Source organism: Listeria grandensis (assembly GCF_014322885.1).
GTDB classification, from domain to species: Bacteria; Bacillota; Bacilli; order Lactobacillales; family Listeriaceae; genus Listeria_A; species Listeria_A grandensis.
This window is the reverse complement of the sequence record NZ_JAASUG010000007.1, coordinates 62,620-84,384: the sequence shown is the minus strand read 5'-3', so window position 1 is coordinate 84,384 and position 21,765 is coordinate 62,620. Positions and strand designations below refer to the sequence as shown.

The window sequence follows — 21,765 nt, the reverse complement described above, 5'->3', positions numbered from 1 at the left end:
CACCCTTTTCTTAGTTAGCAAACCTTTTTACTATCTTAGCATAAAAAAAGCAAGACCGCGCTACTATTTTTCAGCGAGGCCTTGCTTTTGTGTCCTTTTTATTTTGTTACAGTTTTCTTACCTTTAGGACGAATATCTTTCACGAATAGGCTTAGAATCAAGCCGACTACTGCGAAAGCGACAGCTACAAGGAATGCAGCTTTCATACCATCTAAGTTCGCCGTCATCGCTTGGCTAGCAAAACCTTTTGGATCAGTCATCGCTAAAGCTTTTTCAGGCATGTTGCTCTTCGTTACGTTGCTTAATACAGTAATCAGAATCGCTGTACCAATCGAACCTGCAACTTGGCGAATCGTGTTGTTTACCGCGGTACCGTGGCTCATCATGTTCAGTGGCAACGAGTTCATACCAGCAGTTGACATCGGCATCATGACCATCGAAATACCGAAGAAACGCACGGCGTAGAAGACGATAATGTACGTAGTTGACGTGTCTTTCGTCAAGAACATGAATGGAATCGTACCCGCGACAAGTAATGTCATACCAACGACTGCGAGCAATTTCGGACCAATCTTATCGAAAATAATACCGGTAATCGGACTCATAACACCCATCACGATGGCACCTGGAAGTAGTAATAATCCAGAGTGTAGCGCGGTTTCGCCGAGAATATTTTGAATGTAAAGCGGTAAGACGATCTCTGCGCCGATCATCGACATCATGACGATGGCACTAATAATTGTTGAAAGTGTGAAAACTGGTGATTGGAAAACGCGAAGTTCGAGCATCGGTTTTTCCATTTTCAGTTGGCGCCATACGAATAGGACTAAACCAATAACACCGACTGCGAACATCGTAAGCACAAGGCCGTCTGTCCAACCATCTGTCCCCGCGCTACTAAAGCCGTAAAGAAGGGCACCAAAACCAAGTGTTGAAAGCGCAATCGAGATAATATCGATCTTCGGATTCGTTAGTTCCACCACTTTTCTCATGGCGAAAAAGGCAAAGATAATATCAAGAACGGCGATTGGAATCAAGATGATGAAAAGCATGTGCCAATCATAGCTATCAACGATCCAACCTGATAAAGTAGGCCCGATAGCTGGCGCAAAAGCGATAACTAATCCGACCATCCCCATTGCTGCCCCACGACGATCTGGTGGGAAAATAAGTAGGAAAATCGTTTGCATGAGAGGCATTAAAATTCCGGCCCCAGCTGCCTGTACAATACGTCCAGCGAGTAACCAAGCAAAGCTATCTGAGAAAGCAGAGATAACTGTACCTGCCGTAAAGACGATCATCGCTGTTAAAAAGAGTGTTTTCGAGTTGATTTTACCGATTAACATAGCCGTAATCGGAATCATAATCCCGTTTGTAAGTAGGAATGCTGTTGTTAGCCATTGTCCTGTAGATGCTGTGATGTTTAAATCGACCATAATGTGTGGAAGAGCTGTTGATAGAATTGTTTGGTTTAAGATAGCAACGAATGCCCCCACAAGCATTACTGTCATTAGTAACAAACGATTATAAGGTTTCCCCTGAATGTCAACTGGTTTTTCCATGTGTGTAGTTTGTGTCATGTTCAATCTCCTTTTGATTTAAAAGTAATTAGTTCACTTAATTAACTATTTGATTATTATAGGGCAAATTGGGAAAAGAGTCAATGAAAAACTTTAAAAAAATTTGGCATGTATAAATGATGGCGCTATCTTTATTTGTGGGCCTTGTTTCGCATGTTTTGAGGGCAAAAAAATACGGCGAACAGAAAAGAAACTCTGTTCACCGTATGGTTAGTATAAAAATTACCGACCATCGCCGTATTCCCAGTTACTGATAGAATCGTCTTCATCAAATGTCACGAGGACATCGACGACACCTTTTACAGTTAGGATACTTTCTTCGAGCCGATCTTTGACGTCATCCACCTGAGCGAGCGTCATCTCTGGATCGAGTTCGACCTCGACTTCAACATGGAAAAAATCGCCTTCTTTTAGTACAGTAATAACTTGGATATCTTGCACGTCTGGGTCTGTCATGACAAGCTGGCCGATTTGGACTTGCATCACCTCGTCAGACTCGCCGATCGCGCCGGCTGCATTATCGAGGAACACCTTGCCGACAACGATAAACATGAGGATACCAATGAGCACAGACGCGATGCCCTCAGCTTGGTGATAAGGCGTGTAATAGGAAATAATAATTGCAATCATTGCCAAAAGTCCGCCCCCTGTTGCAACGGAATCTTCTAGAAAAACAAGACGGGTTGCCGCTTTTGCTTTGCCAAAATTCGCGAGGCTATCTTTGAAAAGCTTAAGCCCACGGGATTCTAGACCAACATCATGCGCGATTTCATGCATTGCTTTCACGAGTACGAAGCCCTCAAGAATCGTACAAACCCCGAGAACAAGCAGGTTAATGAGGAAACCAGTTGATTCTGTCGGATGGAAAATGTGAGCTAGACCTTCTTTGATCGTTTCGAACGCCATGATACCAACGATAAGTACGGCGCCGAGAAGGACGAGGTTCACGACACGACCAAAGCCGTTCGGAAAGCGCTTTGTCGGACGCTTTTTACTGAGTGCAGAACCAACGAACACGAAAAATTGATTGGCAGCATCGCCAAGACTGTGTAGCGTTTCGGCAAACATCGCGACGTTACCGGTGAAGATATAAGTAGTTCCTTTAATAATAGAGACAAGTACATTAACGATTGCCGCGGTGAGTGCAGATTTGTTTCCCTTTTTTAAAAGCTGAAATATTTCTTTCAAATGAATTCCTTCTTTCTGGTTCTTAGGACAAGTAGTGTGTTCCTTATTTTTTCGGAGTTAACGGGCTGGTTCAGCTTTTCATCAGATCCAGCTTCACCAGCCAACTCCTCGAAATTTACATAGCCTCCAAAAAAATCAAGGGAGGATTTTTCTTGCGCCTGTTCAAAATTTTTTCGGATCTAACGGGCTGGTTCAGCTTTTCGTCGGATCTAGCTTCGGCGGCCAACTCCTCGAAATTTACACAGCCTCCAAAAAAATCAAGGGAGGATTTTTCTTGCGCCTGTTCAAAATTTTTTCGGAGTTAACGGGCCGGTTCAGCTTTTCATCAGATCTAGCTTCGGCGGCCAGATCCTCGAAATTTACATAGCCTCCAAAAAAATCAAGAGAGGATTTTTCTTGCGCCTATTCAAAATTTTTTCGGATCTAACGGGCCGGTTCAGCTTTTCATCAGATCTAGCTTCGGCGGCCAGATCCTCGAAATTTACACAGCCTCCAAAAAAATCAAGAGAGGATTTTTCTTGCGCCTATTCAAAATTTTTTCGGATCTAACGGGCCGCCTCAGCTTTTCATATGAACGGATCAAAGTAATCGTACTCGGTTACGCCGCCTTGGATTGGTTTGCTTATTCGGATTAGCTCATTTACGATTTTCTTTGCATCATCGCCAAAAACGGGAAGTGGTTGGTAGTTATTTTCGTTTAGGCTACCATCTGAATTTTCGTAAGTCGGAACGATAGATAGGTTTTTAAGAACTACTTTACCATTATCTTCTGTGAAGCGCAATCGGAACATCGATGTCATGCGGGAAAGCAATGTTGGATCGGCGCCAAATGCGAAATCGCCCATGCTGTACACGATATATTTACCATTGTACTTCTCAACGCTTTCTAGGCGATGCGGGTGGGAGCCCATGATGGTGTCAGCGCCTGCGTCAATAATGGCGTGACCGTATTGGGTCTGATAATCGACAGGTGTTTCACGATACTCGACACCCCAATGCATGTTAACGATGACTAGATTATTTGGTTTTTTATATTTCTTAACGTCAGATTCGATTTTGGCAAGATAGCTCGCGGATTGTTGACTGGAACGGCAATCGTAGCCAAGTAGGACGGTTTCGATACCGCCGATTTTGGTAATGAGTGGCATGTCTTTGTTGAAAACGGGAATCTTGTTATCCTTGAAGGCTTTAAGTGTATCGTCATAACCAACTTGGAAATAATCCATGGTGTGGTTATTGGCAAGGTTTGCCGCGTCAACCCCACTTGCTGGCAAAAAGGCAACATGCGCTGGATCACTTTTGATGCGCCACATCTTTACTTCGGCTTTTGTCGCGTTTGTGAAGGCACTTTCCGCATTGATAACGGTGTAGTCATCAGATTTGAACCATGGTAAGCAGTTTTTGTAGACGTAGGTGTTTGTTCCGTTATTTTTTTGGAAGACGTTATCGAACTTGAGGTGTTCAGGCGTTTCTGGATAAGTTCCAAAGGAGTTGTCGCCAACCATTGTTAGCGTGATGACGCCTTTTTGCTTGAGACCTTGTTCATAATTTGCCGCTGCTGCATAAAACCATTGGTATTGCGAGGTTTTCGCGATGTCGGTCAGCTTGGTTTCGCTGGTAACGAAAGCTGGATAGACGGCGCCAAGTGCTTTTTTATCAGCCTTACCAGATTTATATTTTTGCAACGTTTCGAGGCAAGCGGTGACATTTTTGATGTAGTTACTGTTGGTATCGCTTGTTAATTTGTATTGTTTGGCGTTTTTTATTAGGGCGGCTAATTGCTTTTGTGAAGCTGCATCGCCACCGGAATCGGCCAAGGATTGGAGTGTTGTTTTCGTTTGTTTGGAGAGCTGTTGCACGGATTCTTGGGTGGGGGTTTTGAGCGGTTCTGGCTTTGCTGTTTGGTTTAAAGAGTGAACTGTCCAAAAAATCCCCACTGCAAAAATTAAAATGATGATGCCTGATATGAAAAATGCTTTTTTCTTCATTACTCTGCTCCTTTCAAGAGCTGTTTTCTTTTAGTATATTATGTGTGGCGGGGGATGGCAATGTTAAAATGTGGATTTTTATTGGTGGTGTGGGGAGTCGAGAGTAGTAACTCCGGAGCCGGCTTTGTTGTGGTTCTTGAAAAGCGTCGTGTGCTTTTTAGAACCTCAATATGCAGTTGAGTGGAATGAAACAGCCATCTAATTCACTGGTCCTCGAAATTTATACAACCTCCAAAAAAATCAAGGGAGGACTTTTCTTACAGCCTCTAACAATTTTTTTCGAATCTAACGGGCCGTCTCAGCTTTTCATGTTATACTTAAAAAAACACAAAAAAAGATTGAGGTTGAGTTATGAGATTTGATAATATTGGTTCGGATATTGAGAAGGCGTTGGCTGGTTTGGGATATACGGAGGCGACGGAGGTGCAACGCGCTGTTGTGCCGCTTGTTTTAGCGGAAAAGGATGTCGTGGTGAAGGCTCAGACTGGGAGCGGGAAGACGGCTTCGTTTGCGATTCCAATTTGTGAACTCGTGGATTGGAACGAGAATAAACCACAAGCATTGATTTTAGAGCCGACGCGCGAACTGGCAGTGCAGGTCAAGGAGGATTTTACGAACATTGGTCGCTTTAAGCGCATCAAGGCTACGGCGATTTTTGGTAAGTCTCCTTTTGCGAAGCAGAAACTCGAGCTGAAGCAGAAAAGTCATGTTGTTGTTGGTACGCCAGGTCGAACGCTCGATCATATCGAAAAAGGAACGCTGAGCCTTGAGAAGGTGCGCTATTTGGTCATCGATGAGGCGGACGAGATGCTGAACATGGGCTTCATTGAGCAAGTCGAGGCGATTATCCAATCTCTGCCGAAGAATCGCGTGACGATGCTTTTCTCGGCGACCTTACCGACGGATATTGCGATGCTTAGCAATAAGTATATGAAGACGCCGCAACACGTTGAAATCGCTGCAACGGGACTGACAACGGTGGATATTACACATGAAAAAGTGACGGTAAAAGATGATCGCAAAATGGTGGCATTACGAGATACGTTGATTGTGCATAATCCAGAGAGCGCGATTATTTTCTGTCGGACACAAGAGCGTGTGGATGATACGTATGATCAACTGCGCCGTATGGGCTATCCCGCTGAGAAAATTCATGGTGGCTTGACGCAAGAAGATCGTTTTGGCGTAATGAACGATTTTAAACGCGGCATGTTCCGCTTTTTAGTCGCAACGGATGTGGCGGCGCGCGGGATTGATATTGAGAACATATCGCTCGTGGTAAATTACGATGTTCCGCTTGAAAAAGAGAGTTATGTGCATCGGACTGGCAGGACAGGGCGCGCAGGTCGGAGCGGGAAGGCAATTACTTTTGTCACGCCGTTTGAGAATCGTTTTATCGGTGAAATTGAGGAGTATATTGGCTTTGAAATTCCGCAAGTTGATTTGCCAAATGAAGCGATTGTGGCAGCTCGAAAACCAGCTTTTGATGAGAAAATGGAAGAAGCACCAGTCGTGAAGAAAGATAAGAGCGCGGCGTTGAGCAAAGATATTATGAAAATTTATTTTAATGGTGGCAAGAAGAAGAAGTTGCGCGCGGTGGATTTCGTGGGGACGATTGCGAAATTGGACGGGGTTAGCGCGGATGATATCGGAATTATCACGATTGAGGATAACGTGTCGTTTGTGGAGATTCTGAACGGTAAGGGCGCGCAGGTCGTGAAGGCGATGCAAACCGTGACTGTAAAAGGTAAGAAGTTGAAAGTAAGCAAAGCACGTAGATAACGCAAAAAATGCCTAGTCAGCGCGATTAGGCATTTTTTGCTGTAGTTTTTCAACGGCGGGGAGATTAGCTGGTGACCATTTCAAGTTAGGCATTTCGCTAGCATCGAGCCATTTCATCGCCTGGTGGACGTGCAAAGTTGGTTCGCCGGTGACGAGTTCGCAAAGGAAACAGGTGAGGTGGACATTGGCGAATTCGTAGGCGTAAATGGTGTGGTCAAACGCTTGATTTACCGTGATGACACAGCCGATTTCCTCTTGGACTTCGCGAATGAGTGCTTGTTCTGGGGTTTCACCTGGTTCGATTTTGCCGCCTGGAAACTCCCAATCAGCGCCGTTTACCGCAGAATCAGCACGTTGGACACAGAGGGTTTTATTGTTTTTTTGAATGATGGCACCGACGACATGGATATCTTTTTGCATGGGGATTCCTCCTTTTTCATTCCTTATCATAGCATAGTAACCCCGGATCCTGCTATGGTGTTGAAGGAACAGGGTGGGTTGCTAATCATGGTTACGTTAATTTTTAATTCAAGAAAACGATGAGCGAGTTTCGAATAATGAAACACTGGAAAGAATTGATACCGTTTTTAAAGGAGTACGTTGGTTAATTTTTTCGTAATAAATGGAAGTTCTCTTGCAAGAAAAAGAGATAGAGATAAGGATCCTACCATTTTACTTGAACAAATAAGATGAATTTCCAAAAGTAGAGTACTGAAAAAATTGATGCAAAAAGAAAGTTGCGTTTATTTTTGTGTCTGAGATTATTTTAGTATGGAGTTGAAACTAGCTAAAAAGGCTTTAAAGCGTGTCTGAGGCATAGGTGAATACACGAGATTATGGGATAAGAAGAGGTAATAGAGCAGAAAACAAATAACTTACATGTTGTTTACAGATACTAGTATATTCCTGTATAATAAACATGATAACCATGGAAGAATATATTAACATTTATCGGAATTTGATATGGATGGCTACGTTATAACTGATAGACTGCCATGTTGTGTGACTAAATGTATAGATTTTAAAAGAATGATATATATTAGACTAGTTTTCTAAAAGATGAAGTAGCAGTAGATAAAATTCTAAAATAGTCTATGGTTCGGACCTCTACGAGATATACTTGAAAAGAGAAAGGGAGAAGTGTTTTGCTGAAAGTAATAGATTTATTTGCTGGTGCTGGAGGGCTAAGTTTGGGTTTCCTGCAATCAGGAGGCTACGAAATTGTTGCAGCAGTGGAAAATAATAAGGATGCAAGGTTGACTTACAAAAATAATCATGATAAGGATACCATCTTGTATGAAGACGTAAGAGATGTTGATTTTTTTGATATGAAAGAAAAATTTGGTGAAATAGATGTTATTATTGGAGGCCCACCTTGTCAGGGATTTTCAAATGCGAATAGGCAAAAAAATCATATTATTAGCCTGAATAATTCATTAGTTAAAGATTATTTTAAAGCAGTAAGAGAATTATCACCAAAAGCTTTCGTTATGGAAAATGTGAAAATGCTTACATCAGAAACTCATAGATTTTATGACTCATATAAAGATCATGAGGAAGTAAGCAATTTAGGTTTGAATATGGCTAAGTCTGAAATATTAATAGGTAAGAAATCGATGGGAGAGTATGATCTTCAACTACTACTAGAGGAAGGGTCAATGAATAAAATAGAACAAGAACTTCTTCCAAATAATGTGTTTATTTTACTGAATACTTTTATAAAGAAAAGAGACATATTAAAACAGAGAAGTTTTTTTGAAAAAAATAGGTTAAAATTAACAAATTTAATCACTAAATGCATAGGTGAAAGCAGTGAGTTAAATGAAGAGATTGGCCAGAGCATGGCTAACCTATTTATTATGATAAAGGAGAAAAAATTTTTCTACAGCAAGGGCATGTTAGATAGAATTACATATTTGGTTAGATACCAGCAATCTTTACGTGTGCTAAAGGAGATTGAAGATAATAAAATTATTAAAAAGTTCAGTACTAACGAATCAGATGAAATAATAGCGGAGGTTCAATCTTACTCAGTAATTGATTATATAAATAAAATATTGAAAAACGACTACGTTCAAGATGGAAGGATTTTCAATTCACTGGATTTTGGTGTACCACAAACTAGAAAGAGACATATTATTATAGGTGTTAGGTCTGATGTTATGAAATCAGAGTTTACTTTAGACCACTTCTTTCGCAATAAGAAAATAGTTAACACGGTTAGAGATGCTATTTTAGATTTAGAAGAGATAACAACTTCATATGATATGAATTCAAGTGCTCCAATACGAACGGAAATAAAAGGGATATCTGAGTATGCGGAAAAACTGAGGGACAATGAAAGAATATATAACCATATAAACACTAAATCAACACCAATTGCTATAGAGCGGTTTCGAAAGCTAAAAGAAGGGCAAAATTTTCATGACCTAGATGAGAGTATGAAAACTACATACTATGATTCTAAGCGAACGCAAAACACTATATATTTGAGACTGAAATATGATAGTCCTTCAGGAACAGTAGTGAATGTCCGAAAGTCAATGTGGATTCACCCGATATTAGATAGAGCGCTTAGTATACGAGAAGCTGCTCGTTTACAATCATTTCCAGATAGCTTTGTGTTTTATGGGAGTAAGGATTCACAGTATCAGCAAGTAGGAAACGCTGTACCTCCTATGGTTGCTAAGGAAATAGGTAGTTGTGTAAAAAAAATCATAGGCAGGCAATAACTACGAGTGTTCTGAATAGGGAGGAAGCTATAATGAATAGAGATGTTGAAATAAGTATTCCTGCAGCTAAAAATATGATCCAGTCTTTAAGAGCAATTGGATATGATGCCGCTACTGCTATAACTGATTTGATTGATAATTCAATCGATGCGAAAGCCAATAAGATAGAGATTTTTTTTCTTAGAGAAGTGATTGCAGGCGTCCAAATCATAATCAAAGATAATGGTGTTGGAATGTGTGAAAAAGAGCTTCAAAAAGCTATGACTATAGGTTCGAAAGATCCTTCTGATAATAGAGGAGAGGGAGAGTTAGGCAGGTTTGGAATGGGGTTGAAAACAGCCTCTTTTTTCTTAGGAAGGCGTCTAAGCATTGTGTCAAGAAGTGGTGGACATGATAGTCAGCGATCTTGGGATTTAGATCATGTATACAAAAATGATGTGTGGGAATTGTTTACTTCTATACCAGAGGAGCTCCCATCTTTAAGCACTAATTTAAATGGAAGCCATGGAACCATAGTGACTATAGATAGAGTAGATAAGTTTTTTGAAGAGGCAAAAAAAGAAGAAACTAATGATAATAGATTTAATTTAGCTATAGACAAAATGAGAGATAAGGTTAGTTTAGTTTATCATAGGGTTTTAGAAGAGGATGGAGTAGAAATTTTTATTAATGATCAGAGACTTGAAGCGTGGGATCCATTTTTTGTAGACAGTAATTCTACTAAAGAGTTAGAGAGTGTTGAGATAGATTTTGAGAAAAGTAAGATCACTATATCACCATATATAATTCCAAATCCAGAATACTCCAAAGCTATAGAAGGTAAGCAGGCTGGTAGAGTGAGCAAAATGAAACCGTATGATTATCAAGGAATATATTTGTACAGAGCAAAGAGACTTATTCGATATGGGGATTGGATGGGGATTTTAAAAAAAGACATGGCTTACCAACTAGCAAGGGTAAGAATTGACATTGACAATAACCTAGATGATATTTTTCAGTTAGATATTAAAAAAACAAAAATAAAATTTCCAAATGAATTAAAAAAAATGATAAGATCAGTACTTAAAAAGGCTACAAGAGAATCAAAAGCATCAGTTTATTTCAAATCAATAGCGTTAGAGGCAGACCAAGAAAATAGAATATTTGATACTCCGTGGGATGAAAAAAAAATAAATAAAGAAGCTTATTACGGTATTCGAGGACTACATCCACTTAGGAAAGAAATTGAAACGAGCATGACTGAGAAAGCAAAAAATGATTTGAATCTTTACTTGCAACTAATTGCAATAACTTCACCAAGTAATGTAATTATATCTGAGAAAAAAGATGAAGTGACTTTGATGAATTATTCAAAGGATGATGTGAGGGTCTTATGTAATATAGCCAGAGCGTTTATGGACAGTAAACGTATTAGTAGTATAGATGATTTTGTAGATGTTTTTTTTGAATTACCAGGTACAAGGCATTTTAATAAAAGTACAATTTTTGCGATTTTAGCTGAGGGGGGTATGTGATATGCATACATACGAGCGAAAATTTTATGACACTTGCTATCTTATATATATGAATAAAATGAAAAACTTAGAAGTATCTTCTGAGGTTGCAATGAGGGAGAGCATTTCTGCGGTTAAGCATGAGTTTTTAGCTGAAGGAATTGAAATTAGTGAGAATGAATTTCGAAGCTGGGTGACAAAAATATGGAGCGAGATAAAGATAGAAATGTCTGATAGTGTCTTATCAACAGGAAATAAGGAAAATCAACATGACTACAAATATTCAGAATCGAGCTTTTTCTGGAAACGATATATGATTAAGTTAAAAGAAAAAAATAGAGATGCTAAGACTATTGGTGAGATAGACAAAATTACTGATGAAATACTAAACCTCATCATTCCCCCGGCAACTGGTGAAATTTTTGATAGAAAAGGATTGGTGTTAGGCTACGTTCAATCAGGTAAAACGGCTAATTTTATTGGTGTCATTAATAAGGCTTTTGATAGAGGCTATGATTTAATAATCGTTTTAGCAGGAATGAGTGACGCGCTAAGAAAGCAAACTCAAGAAAGGATAAATTATGAGGTGTTGAATGGAAACCAGGGGTTAGAAATGGACGACATTAATTATGTTTGTGCTCTCACAAGCGATGTTGATGATTTTAGATATAGGCATATGGGAAGAGAACTGGATCTAAATAAAAAAACTATATGTGTTGTAAAGAAAAATCCATCGGTTTTAAGAGATTTGATTAAATATATAGGTAATAGTGATATAAGCAATTTTAATAGGAACGTATTAATTATCGATGACGAGGCTGATCAAGCATCAGTTAATACTGCTGTGGCTACTAAGGGGGAGGGGCCGAAAACTGTAAATAAACTAATTCGACAATTGTTACGATTGTTTGATAGAAAAAGTTATATAGGATATACCGCTACACCATTCGCTAACTTTTTGATTAATACCGAAGAGGATCATTCGGAGGTTGGAAGAGATTTATTTCCAAAAGATTTCGTTATTAGCCTACCCAAACCAAGAGGGTACTATGGACCGGAAGAGTATTTTAACGATTTAGCAAAAGAAAGAAATCCATTACGTTTTATTGATTATAGTGAAAGTACTGAACTAGCGAAGATTTCGGATGATGAGGCGGTAATTCCATCTGGTTTATCCGAAGCGATCCGGCATTTTTTGATAGTAGCTGCCATCAGAGAGCTGAGTGAACAAAGGAGTAATCATAATAGTATGCTGATCCACGTTTCGCAACTAACTAAAGGTCACAAAATACTCTTAAAAGTGGTAAACCGATATTTTAAAGTATTAAAAACAAAGATATTAAATACTGATACAACAATGTTAGAGCTACTAAAGAAAGAATATGATGAAATTATGTTTCATTCTAACAAGTGGAAAAATAAACGCGTAGGTATATGCTCGTGGTCAAAAACACTGGAGCTTATAAAAAAGAATATAGGTAAAGTAGAATTAATGATGTTTAATGGGGAAAGTAAGGATGTACTAGATTATTCAAATTATAGCAAGGTAGGTAAACATGTTATTGTTATTGGAGGTAATAAGATATCAAGAGGCTTAACATTGGAAGGTCTGACAATTTCTTATTATGCTAGACCAACGAAAATAATGGACACTTTGATGCAGATGGCTAGGTGGTTTGGGTATAGAGAAAATTATATTGACATATGCAGAGTTTATACAACCAAAGAGTTAGCTGAACAATTTTCAGATATTGCAAATGCAATGATTGAAATACGTGAAGAGTTGGAGAAGATGAGGAAGAGTGGGAAGAAGCCTTCTGAATTTGCGATAAGAATGAAGACTCATCCCACAATGATTTTAACTAGTAAATTAAAAATGCAAAATGCCAAGTTAGCTATAGTTAATTATGAAGGAAGATTAGTTCAAACTCGTAATTTTGGAGATGGAAAGAAATTTTACGAAAACAACATGAATGCCACTAAATTATTACTAGGATCTTTAGAGAAGAAGAGGGTTATTTCGGGAGTTGGTAAAAAATTGAGCTATCATTTATTTTCAGAAGTAAGTGTTAGCAGGATTAAAAAGTTTTTAGAACAATATGAAACAATAAATAGTTATAGAGCTGATTCTAAGTTGATGAAAAAATACATCGAATATGCTAATTCTATGAATGAACTCAGGAATTGGAGCGTTGCAGTCGTCGAAGGATATGAAGGGGGATATAAGGTAGAACTACCTAACGTATATATTAAAAATGCTATTTATCGTAGAAAAAATGAATTCGATAATTACAGAGGGGGGCATCCAGATATAAAAGCTTTGGTGTCCGGAAATAATGAAGAATTTTTAGATATGGCATTAAAGAATATTGACCTGAATGATACAGCTAGAATAACTAATAGGAGGAAGAGATCCGGAACAGAAGGGCTATTATTAATATATCCACTTAATCCTAATGTATCTACGTTTGAAAAAGTTGATGTGAAATTCACAAGCAAACTAGTTCCGATTGGAATTGCGATATCTTTCCCTTTCTCCGAGAAAAACATGGATGAGAAACTGTATTTATATAATAAGAGTATAAAGACCAACGTTGGGGTGAGATTATGAAAATAGATATGGAAGAAAAATATGCTGAGTTAATAAGTATGCACACAGGGGATAGTAATAGTTTAAAACTAAACATGTTAAACATACCTGAAAGATATATTTTCATTGGAATTGAGCCAGAAACGAATCATCTATATCTACTTTTAGAGCTTAGAGATGAAGAAACTAGAGATGTAAAAATTGATGTCTTACCTAAGCTACGAGGGTTAAGAATAAGTAAGAATTATGTTAAACAACTTGGGCCTATTGAAGATGGATATACTTTGATGTTCTCGCAAGAAAAAGAGCAAGATAAAGAAATTTTTATATCATTTGTTCAAAATTTAGTAGACAATGTTCTATTTACGGAGTTATCATTTTCACAAGCTATGTATTCCGTTTTAGAGCGATGGCAATATTTCTTTGGAAAAAGAAATGATAAAAAACTTTCATCACAGCAACAGCAAGGATTATTTGGAGAACTCTATTTTATTATAATGTGGATGGATAAATTTAGGGATTCCCCGCCAATACTAATTCATAATTGGTGGGGACCCAATGGTTATCGTTTTGATTTTTTACAAAAAAATATTGGCATAGAGGTAAAAACCACAGTTGCAACAAGTAACATGATTTCAATTTCAAATGAATCTCAATTGAGGATGACAAAAGGCCTTAAAAGCCTATTTCTAATGGTTTTTAATTTATCTATATTGGATTCGGATGATGGTGAGACACTAGATGGGTTGGTTAATAAGTTGAAATTGAAATTAGATCAATACCCAGAGACCCTCACTTTGTTTGAAAATAAATTATTAGATGCTAAATATGAAAGTGGGGTATACACACATCCATATTATTTTATCAATTCAGGTGAGGGGTATGCGATAGATGATGATTTTCCAAAAATAACAAAACTTGAAAAGGGGATAACAAGTGTTAAATACACCATTGATTTAAATTTTTGTACAGCACACAAATGCGATAGCGAGGATGTATTCGATTTATTAGGGGAGGTATTATGACATGAGTGACTTACATGAATTAAAACAGTTTTATGCAGATTTGAAAGATAGTATTAAAAGAGAAAACGATGTTATAGAGGGGTGGGAAGAACCTTTTCTATATGAGATGATGTCATACATAGATTCAGAGAAAGATATTATATCTTCATACTGGAGTAAGGCAAAAAAGAATATTAAAATTAATGCGTATTTATATGAAGAAGAAGAAAACATTTTGAATCTTTATATAGTTTATTTTGATCAGGATCAAGCTATTTCAGGTTGGAAAAAAACTTCTAAGACAGAGATGAAGGAATATGCAACGAAGGTAAAAAGGTTTATCAGTCAAGCCTTGAAAGAAGAACTTTATAAGTTGATAAGTCCATCGGATCCAGTTTATGAATTAGCGAAGCTTATATATGAGCAAAAATATTTTGCTACAGTTAATATTTTTGTGCTGACTAACAGATATTATGAGACAAATAAGCCTATAGATATATCAATGTCTCAATCTGAGATAACAAGTGTTACAGTTATAGATATAGAAAGGGTCTATCAACTTGTGTTAGCAGAAGTTAAAGCAGAGGATGTAGAAATAATCTGTGAAAATGAATTTGGAGATAACCTTAATCTCTTGAAAGTGCCATCTAGCTCGGGAACCTGCCATGAGTGCTTTATGGGATATGTCTCTGCTGAGGGATTAGCAAAGGCATATCATGCCCATGGTCCCAAACTTGTAGAAAGGAATGTGCGTTCTTTTTTACAGGCTAGGGCTACTACTAATAAAGGAATAAAGAGGACATTAGAAAATGAAGTAGATAAACAAAAATTTGTTGCCTATAATAATGGGATATCTTGTATTGCTAAGTCAGCAAAAATGAGTGTGAAAGATGACAAAAGTAATTTATATAGTATTGAGAGCTTAAAAGGATTGCAGATTGTCAACGGTGGGCAAACAACTGCGTCAATTTATGAAGCGTATAGAAAAGATATAGATATTTCAGGAGTATATTTGCAGGTGAAACTGACTATTTTAGATTTTTCTAATTCACGAGAAAATGATCGCCGAGATTTAGAGGATGAAATGATTGCTAATATCTCAAGGTATGCTAATACACAGAATAAAATAAACGCATCTGATTTAGAAGCTAATGGAAGAGTACTTGTTGAACTAGAAATTTTATCAAGAAAAACCTTTATACCATCTCAAGACGAAAGAAAACCAGAGCATATGTGGTATTTTGAAAGGGCTAGAGGGCAATATTTGGTTGATGTTGGGCGAAGAAAAAAAGGAAAGGAGCAAAAAGATTTTAAAAAGAGGTACCCTAAAGAAAATCTGATTCAAAAAATAGATATGGCTAAACATTACCTAGTGTGGGAAGGGCACCCTTATGTAGTATCTAAAGGTGGCGAGGCAGCGTTTAAAAAATATATGGAATTGAATCATGAAATTGAAGTTGAGGATCTTTTCTATAAAGAAAGTATTGCAAAGACAATTATTTATAGACATATCGAAGATATAATAAAGAGGAAAAAATTCCTTGGCTATAGAGCAAATATAATATACTATACTACTTCATGGTTTAGTTTAAGATATAAGAAGAATATAGATTTATTAGAAGTTTGGAATAAACAAACTATAGGAAACGAATTTGATGAAAATATTGGAGAAATGGCTGATCAGGTTTCCAAATATTTAACTTCAATAATTGATAGTGGAAGAAATGTAACACAATGGGCTAAGCAAGTAGCATGTTGGGAAGAGTTAATAAACAAATATGAATCTGCATCAAGGGTATAATAACAAGAGGGCTGAGACACTACGAGGGGTCATTATATCTCAGCCTTCTTATGCTATATTATTACACTACCATATAATGTTCGAATACCTGAAAAATGTTCGTTTGAGAGGAGTAGAATTATTTACAGTTCATCGATTGCTTCGCATAAGAAATATCCAACTCTAAATCTAAATCAGGGTATTTCAACGCTAAGCCTTCAATACACGTAATAAACTGTTCACTCTGCAAAGCTGCTGAGATATCTTCAAATACCTCACTTAACCACGCTAATATCTCAGGGCTACAATGTTGAAAGTATTCTAAAGTCTCATTTTCGTTCTGCGAAAATATGTTCGTAAGTCTCTCCCATTCTTCTTGAACGCTAGGATCATCGGGGTGAAGGCTTTTTCTTCGGGTTACTATATCGGTAACTAGCTGGTTGTCTATCAATTCAATCAGTCCTTTTTGATTTTATGGTTGTCTAGAGTTGTCGGGAATTATTGTGCCGACCTTGCCATCAGTTTTAATAATTCCAACACGAACTCCTTTATATTCTGAAAATGTCCATATACCATCGGGAAGGTTAGGGTTACTTGGTAATTTAGCTATATAATCGCCTGCTTCGAAAATCTGTTTTTCAGACCAATTATCTGGAAACCAAGCCTGCCCTTCACCAGTTCTTTTAAATTTGTTTTTATGGCTTGGAATATTTCCAATGCGTACACCATTAGGATATTCTTTTAAGACATTGAATTCGATATTATTTTTCTTTAGATAAGATATATTATCTTGTCCATGCCCACCATTTATTATCCGATTATTAGTATTGAAATCTCCGATATTCGCATGTTTTACAGTTTGATAAGGGACATTTTTTGATGAATTATACGACCCGTTTTTGATGAGTAAATTACTTTGTATCTCACTGAAGTCAGTTTTTGGGACTTTAATTCCTGTGTTCTTCATTACAATTGCCCCTGCAATAAATCCAGTTATAATTGAAAAACTTTGTACTTTGCTAATAGGTTCATCTGTATAATAGTAGATTCCATTCATCGCTGCTTTCATTATCTTAGCTTCTACATCTTCTTGTTCATTTTTTACAGGTTTGACAGAGCCATCGTTCAAACTTTCGTTATATGCAATCGTCGCTTCTGCGCAATCTGCATCTGTTTTTCCGTTCTTCGTCAGTACCCAATAGCTTCCTTGTAGTGTCTTGTCGTATTCACCAAAGTTAAAAGATTTCTTTGCTTTTTTAGGTTCTAGGGTGCCCAGGTTTATTTTTTTAGAATGGAACGTATGGGAAGAAGCGTCAAAAGCAATACCACTTTCTATTTGTGCCAAGCTTTGTTTTACTTGATGGAGTTTTTCTAAAACGTCACGAAGGACATTTCGATGTGTTGCTTCAAATTGTTCGTATTTCTCTAATATTTGTTCTTCTCGTCGGAAATTTCCGAGGGCTGACTCCATTCCTAATTGTAAACCAATATTTTCCCCAATGGAAGCCATACTATTTGCTGTGGAATTGACGCTTGCTTTTAAATTTTCTATCTTGTTTTCATATTTTCTCATATCTGCTTGTAATTCATACATGCGAGCTAAATCGAGTTTTGCATTTGCAGATGGATCTACTTGAGCGTGGAAATCGGATAGATACTTTTTCAAACGTTCTTCGGCATCACTTAAACTTGTTTTCGTTGCATCTAGAAGTGGATAATAAACATCTTGGTAATAAGCTTTTGCCTGGTCACCTATGTTTCCTTGAATATCTGAATCAGATAAAAAATGCCCAATCGCAGTCTTTTTATGGTTTAATTCCATTTGTACACGCTTGGATTCTGCAATGAATACGGTCACAAAATTATGTATTTCTGCAATATCAATACGCGCCATTGGCTTTGTTCTCCTCTAGTAATTCTAGCTGGTTACGAATTTGTCGCTGCTCTTCTACAAGTTGCTTCTCTAATGTGTTCGCATTTTTACGCGTTTCCCGCCACTCTGCTTCCATCTCATCTTGTAGTTGCCCAATCGTTGTATAGGCTTGGTTTCCTTGCCAAGCATCGCTGAAATTCATCAGGATTTGTGCTTTCTCGCGATTGAGCTCAATTAACCCAATCTGTATATCTTCTAAATTGCGACGTTTTTGCAGTGCTCGTTCTAACTTTTCCTCAAGTAAAGCTTTCTCTTTTTCCATCTTCCTGAATGCCTCCTTCTAATTACTTCTTCCAAGAAAAATCTACGCCGGTTTGTAGTAACTTAGCAATGTCTTTTTCGGATGCAACAAAAGCTTTTTCTACATTGCGCAGGTTTTGAACATCTTTTGAAAAGGCCCTAGGAAACGCTTGCAAAAATTGGGTTATTTCCATGCAATCATAGACTAATTCTTGTGCTGTTCCTGTAGAGTAGGATACATTTGGCCTCAATTTCAACGCCAAAGCATCCGTGTTTTTTCCAATTGCAGTCGCATGTTCAGATAATCTGCCACTAGGAAGTTGTATTTTCTTTGCCACTTCTTACTCATCCTTTCCTTATTTTAGTCACTTATGAGGATATTATACCATAAAGATATATGAATGTATGAGTTGAAATTCCTTATTTGTTATCACTAAGATTCATGTTATACTAAACCATGTGAATATATAAACAAAGGAGCTCCGCAAAATGAAAAAAGCTGCACTTGCTTGTATCGCGTTACTGGCCCTTGCGCTAACAGGGTGTACTCAGCCAACCGAACCATCTTCTGAACCAAATATATCTCCAAAAATCCAAACAAACCAACCTCTCACCATCTACCAAGCCACTGACATCCACTATCTCTCTAATACCCTCACCGACGGGAAACAGGCGTTTAAAACCTACCTCGCAACGGGTGACGGCAAGCAGCAGAATTACATTACGGAGATTACCGATGCTTTTGTAGATGATGTGAAGGCGCAAAAACCGGATGTCCTCGTCCTTAGCGGTGATATTACTAACAATGGTGAGAAGGTAAGCCACGAGGAAATGGCGGAGAAACTGGATGAAATCGAGAAATCAGGTGTCCAAACTTTTGTTATCCCCGGGAATCATGATATTTTAAACCCTTATGCTCGTAAATTTGAAGGGGATCAGCAGGTGAAAGCCGAAAGTATTACGCCGAAAGAGTTTGCTTCGATCTATCATAATTCGGGTTATAATGAGGCGGTGATGCGCGATGACACAACGCTTAGTTATCTCGTGGCGCCGTCTAGCGATGTCTGGCTTTTGATGGTGGATACGTCGGAATACGAGAATAATAAGCGTTTCGGGGCGCCGGAGACGAATGGTTATATTAGCACGCAGACGTTTGAGTGGATTCAGAAATGCATCGATTTGGCGAAGAAGCATGACGCGAAATTGATTACGGTAACGCATCACAATTTGCTGGATCATAGTGAACTTTTAAATAAGGGTTTCACGATTGTGCAAAATAAGGCGGCGGTCTCGCTTTTTGCGAAGAATGATATTCCGCTCAACTTGAGTGGGCATGTGCATATTCAGGATATTCGTTCGGATACGCGCCATGGCAAAACGATTTATGATGTCGCGACGAGCTCGATGGCGATGTATCCGCAGCAATATGGCGTCATCAACTACGCACCAAATCAAGGTTTATCGTATAAAACGCAACGTGTCGATGTCGAAAAATATGCCAAAAAAATAAACTCGAAGGATCCGAATCTTCTCGATTTTCAGCAGTATTCGAAAGATTATTTTGGTAAGTTTGGTTATACAAAGGCTCTGGGCGAACTGCTTCTAAAAGGGAAGTATGATGTGGATGATGCTGACAAGATGGCAAAAACGATGGAACAGGCTAATTTTGCGTATTTTACGGGTGATAAAAGTTATTTGCAGGGTATTGAAAAAACGCCGGGCTATGCTTTGTGGCAAGCGGCGGACGGCGAGTTTTTGACAAAATATATTGATGATATAGTGAAGAATAAGGCGAAAAATGACCTCACGTTGGAAATCCCTGAAAGTTAGATAATGGTCAATGGCTTGTTTCAATGCTATACTTAGTGAGAATGATTATCACTAGGAGGACTATCGATGAGTAAAAATATATCAGAAGTTATAATGGAACGTCGTAGCATCAAACAGGTGGACGAGACGCCAATCGAGCGTGCGGTGATTAATGACATTTTAGAGAAATCAGCTTTTGCACCATTTCACAGTAAAATAGAGCCTTGGCATGTAGCGGTTTTATCGACGGAAGCGGAGAAGCGCCGTTTTGTGGAGGCGATTGTGAATTCGATGGAGCGCATGCAGGGCGAACCGTTGACGCATGAGCGACGCGAGCAGATTCGGGCTGGGAATGAGCGCAAGATTGTGGCGCCGCCTTATACGCTAATCGTGACCACAGATATTATTGGTAGTGGCAAGAAGGATTTTGAGGCGATTGCTGCGACGAGTGCGCTGATCCAAAACATTCAGCTCTTGGCTTGGGAAGCTGGACTCGGTGTGCTTTGGCGGACGAATAATTTTATTTTTGATCCGGATGTTGTCACGGAGCTTGGTCTGGATGGGCAGCAGATTGTGGGCTGTTTGCAGATTACACGCGTCAATGAAATTCCTGATGCGAAGCCACGCCGCGCAATGGATGAGTGGGTTAAGAATTTAGGCGAATAACGGAAAATTTGGCTCTAGTCGCGCATCAGATGACTAGAGCTTTTTTGTTATTTTGTGCTATAATAGTTGTGTGATTAGTTCGAAAACTAGGAGGGATTCTGATCGTTAATTATCAGGGTAAAAAATTCACAGTGGTCGAAAACTCGGGAAATGGCGAGGTGTCTGAAAAGACGGTTTTTCATTATTTTCAAGATGGCGATGTTATTTCGGGGACATACGAGGGTGGCGAGATTGAACGTGGAACGCTGATTGGCGTTGTGCATAAAGACGGATCGTTGGATTTTCGCTATAATCATGTGAGCGTTAACAAACGAATTCGAAGCGGGACCTGCCACTCGACACCAGAATTTTTACCAGATGGGAAACTTCGTATGCACGAGAAATGGCAATGGAATGGGCTTGAGAGAGATTCAGGGACATCGATTGTGGAAGAGATTTGAGATGGTATTGCTCCTTTTTGAGGGGCTTTTTGCAGTTAATCGACACAATTTGACTCGATGTATTCGTATGTGATACAATTTGGATGTTATAAATGAAACTAAAAAGGAGTAGGGGTTTATGAAAACAACTTGGAGAAAGAATGGTATTGGAATTTTTGTGATTGTGTTACTTTTAAGTGCATTTGGTTGGTCGATGAATGTTTATGCAGCATCAAGTTCTTACAGCGTTAGTGGAAGTAGTTATATTGATGGGAAAGCTTCTAAGTCTTGGAAAACATTAGATCAAGGGAAAGCCTATATAAGAGTCAACAGCTTAGGTGGAAAGGGAACTCCATATTTCAAGCTAAAACGGATGATAACGATCGGTATTGATAAATCATATGGTGAAATTAAGGTGACTAAAAAAGGGACATTTAAATTCCCAAAAAACGCGGATAAAAACGATAATCGCTATTATTTAGTTGTGAATATAAGTGGTGGGAAAATGTCTTCATCAGGCTATGTATTGAACTGATGGGATACGAAGAATATACAATAGAT

The 21,765-nt window shown here is 38.3% G+C and carries 18 protein-coding genes; 10 read left to right on the top strand and 8 right to left on the bottom strand.

Annotation, left to right across the window (positions count from 1 at the left end):
* Window positions 1-98: 98 nt before the first annotated feature.
* The 3 genes from HCJ54_RS10670 to HCJ54_RS10660 form a co-directional block, all read right to left on the bottom strand.
* Entirely contained in the window at window positions 99-1,580 is a 1,482-nt protein-coding gene (locus HCJ54_RS10670; RefSeq protein WP_187137619.1) for a DHA2 family efflux MFS transporter permease subunit, read from the bottom strand.
* Between the two features lie 222 nt (window positions 1,581-1,802).
* The gene (locus HCJ54_RS10665) at window positions 1,803-2,768 is read right to left on the bottom strand and encodes a cation diffusion facilitator family transporter (protein ID WP_187137618.1); all 966 of its coding nucleotides are present in this window, start codon (window positions 2,766-2,768) and stop codon (window positions 1,803-1,805) included.
* 566 nt (window positions 2,769-3,334) lie between these two features.
* Window positions 3,335-4,756, bottom strand: a complete 1,422-nt coding sequence (locus tag HCJ54_RS10660; RefSeq protein ID WP_187137617.1) for a CapA family protein — start codon at window positions 4,754-4,756, stop codon at window positions 3,335-3,337.
* 351 nt (window positions 4,757-5,107) lie between these two features.
* Between HCJ54_RS10660 and HCJ54_RS10655 the strand changes: the two genes are divergently transcribed.
* On the top strand, window positions 5,108-6,538 hold the full coding sequence (locus tag HCJ54_RS10655; RefSeq protein ID WP_187137616.1) for a DEAD/DEAH box helicase: 1,431 nt from the start codon (window positions 5,108-5,110) through the stop codon (window positions 6,536-6,538).
* 12 nt (window positions 6,539-6,550) lie between these two features.
* Here the strand turns inward: HCJ54_RS10655 and HCJ54_RS10650 are convergent, their stop codons facing one another.
* On the bottom strand, window positions 6,551-6,958 hold the full coding sequence (locus HCJ54_RS10650; RefSeq protein WP_187137615.1) for a (deoxy)nucleoside triphosphate pyrophosphohydrolase: 408 nt from the start codon (window positions 6,956-6,958) through the stop codon (window positions 6,551-6,553).
* A gap of 725 nt (window positions 6,959-7,683) precedes the next feature.
* On the opposite strand from HCJ54_RS10650, the gene HCJ54_RS10645 reads away from it, so the two are divergent.
* The 5 genes from HCJ54_RS10645 to HCJ54_RS10625 are packed head-to-tail and all read left to right on the top strand — an operon-like array spanning window position 7,684 to window position 16,158.
* Window positions 7,684-9,270 carry a DNA cytosine methyltransferase gene (locus HCJ54_RS10645; protein WP_185525869.1) on the top strand — a complete coding sequence of 529 codons (1,587 nt, stop codon included), beginning with the start codon at window positions 7,684-7,686 and terminating at the stop codon, window positions 9,268-9,270.
* Window positions 9,271-9,302: 32 nt separating this feature from the next.
* Window positions 9,303-10,784 carry an ATP-binding protein gene (locus HCJ54_RS10640; protein ID WP_185525870.1) on the top strand — a complete coding sequence of 494 codons (1,482 nt, stop codon included), beginning with the start codon at window positions 9,303-9,305 and terminating at the stop codon, window positions 10,782-10,784.
* 1 nt (window position 10,785) lies between these two features.
* Window positions 10,786-13,374: a Z1 domain-containing protein gene (locus HCJ54_RS10635; RefSeq protein WP_187137614.1), complete on the top strand. Its 2,589-nt coding sequence runs from the start codon at window positions 10,786-10,788 to the stop codon at window positions 13,372-13,374.
* The gene (locus HCJ54_RS10630; RefSeq protein ID WP_185525872.1) at window positions 13,371-14,378 is read left to right on the top strand and encodes a PD-(D/E)XK motif protein; all 1,008 of its coding nucleotides are present in this window, start codon (window positions 13,371-13,373) and stop codon (window positions 14,376-14,378) included. The genes HCJ54_RS10635 and HCJ54_RS10630 overlap by 4 nt, the downstream gene beginning before the upstream one ends.
* A gap of 1 nt (window position 14,379) precedes the next feature.
* The gene (locus HCJ54_RS10625) at window positions 14,380-16,158 is read left to right on the top strand and encodes an AIPR family protein (protein WP_185525873.1); all 1,779 of its coding nucleotides are present in this window, start codon (window positions 14,380-14,382) and stop codon (window positions 16,156-16,158) included.
* Window positions 16,159-16,276: 118 nt separating this feature from the next.
* Here the strand turns inward: HCJ54_RS10625 and HCJ54_RS10620 are convergent, their stop codons facing one another.
* Genes HCJ54_RS10620 through HCJ54_RS10605 form a run of 4 tightly spaced genes read right to left on the bottom strand, consistent with a single transcriptional unit; the run spans window position 16,277 to window position 18,648 of the window.
* Window positions 16,277-16,588, bottom strand: coding sequence for a hypothetical protein (locus tag HCJ54_RS10620; RefSeq protein WP_185525874.1), 312 nt, complete (start codon window positions 16,586-16,588; stop codon window positions 16,277-16,279).
* Between the two features lie 21 nt (window positions 16,589-16,609).
* Window positions 16,610-18,031: a T7SS effector LXG polymorphic toxin gene (locus HCJ54_RS10615; protein WP_187137613.1), complete on the bottom strand. Its 1,422-nt coding sequence runs from the start codon at window positions 18,029-18,031 to the stop codon at window positions 16,610-16,612.
* A complete protein-coding gene (locus HCJ54_RS10610) occupies window positions 18,018-18,332 on the bottom strand; it encodes a hypothetical protein (protein ID WP_187137612.1) in 315 nt (104 codons plus the stop codon). Before HCJ54_RS10610 ends, HCJ54_RS10615 begins: the two co-directional genes overlap by 14 nt.
* A gap of 22 nt (window positions 18,333-18,354) precedes the next feature.
* Entirely contained in the window at window positions 18,355-18,648 is a 294-nt protein-coding gene (locus HCJ54_RS10605; protein WP_185409363.1) for a hypothetical protein, read from the bottom strand.
* A gap of 151 nt (window positions 18,649-18,799) precedes the next feature.
* On the opposite strand from HCJ54_RS10605, the gene HCJ54_RS10600 reads away from it, so the two are divergent.
* From HCJ54_RS10600 to HCJ54_RS10585, 4 genes are all read left to right on the top strand, one after another.
* Complete coding sequence (locus tag HCJ54_RS10600; RefSeq protein WP_187137611.1) at window positions 18,800-20,140, top strand: metallophosphoesterase; 1,341 nt, start codon at window positions 18,800-18,802, stop codon at window positions 20,138-20,140.
* A gap of 66 nt (window positions 20,141-20,206) precedes the next feature.
* The gene (locus tag HCJ54_RS10595; RefSeq protein ID WP_187137610.1) at window positions 20,207-20,785 is read left to right on the top strand and encodes a nitroreductase family protein; all 579 of its coding nucleotides are present in this window, start codon (window positions 20,207-20,209) and stop codon (window positions 20,783-20,785) included.
* Between the two features lie 95 nt (window positions 20,786-20,880).
* The gene (locus tag HCJ54_RS10590) at window positions 20,881-21,225 is read left to right on the top strand and encodes an avidin-fold protein (protein WP_483403571.1); all 345 of its coding nucleotides are present in this window, start codon (window positions 20,881-20,883) and stop codon (window positions 21,223-21,225) included.
* Between the two features lie 118 nt (window positions 21,226-21,343).
* Window positions 21,344-21,739 carry a hypothetical protein gene (locus HCJ54_RS10585; protein WP_187137609.1) on the top strand — a complete coding sequence of 132 codons (396 nt, stop codon included), beginning with the start codon at window positions 21,344-21,346 and terminating at the stop codon, window positions 21,737-21,739.
* The last annotated feature ends 26 nt before the right edge of the window (window positions 21,740-21,765 follow it).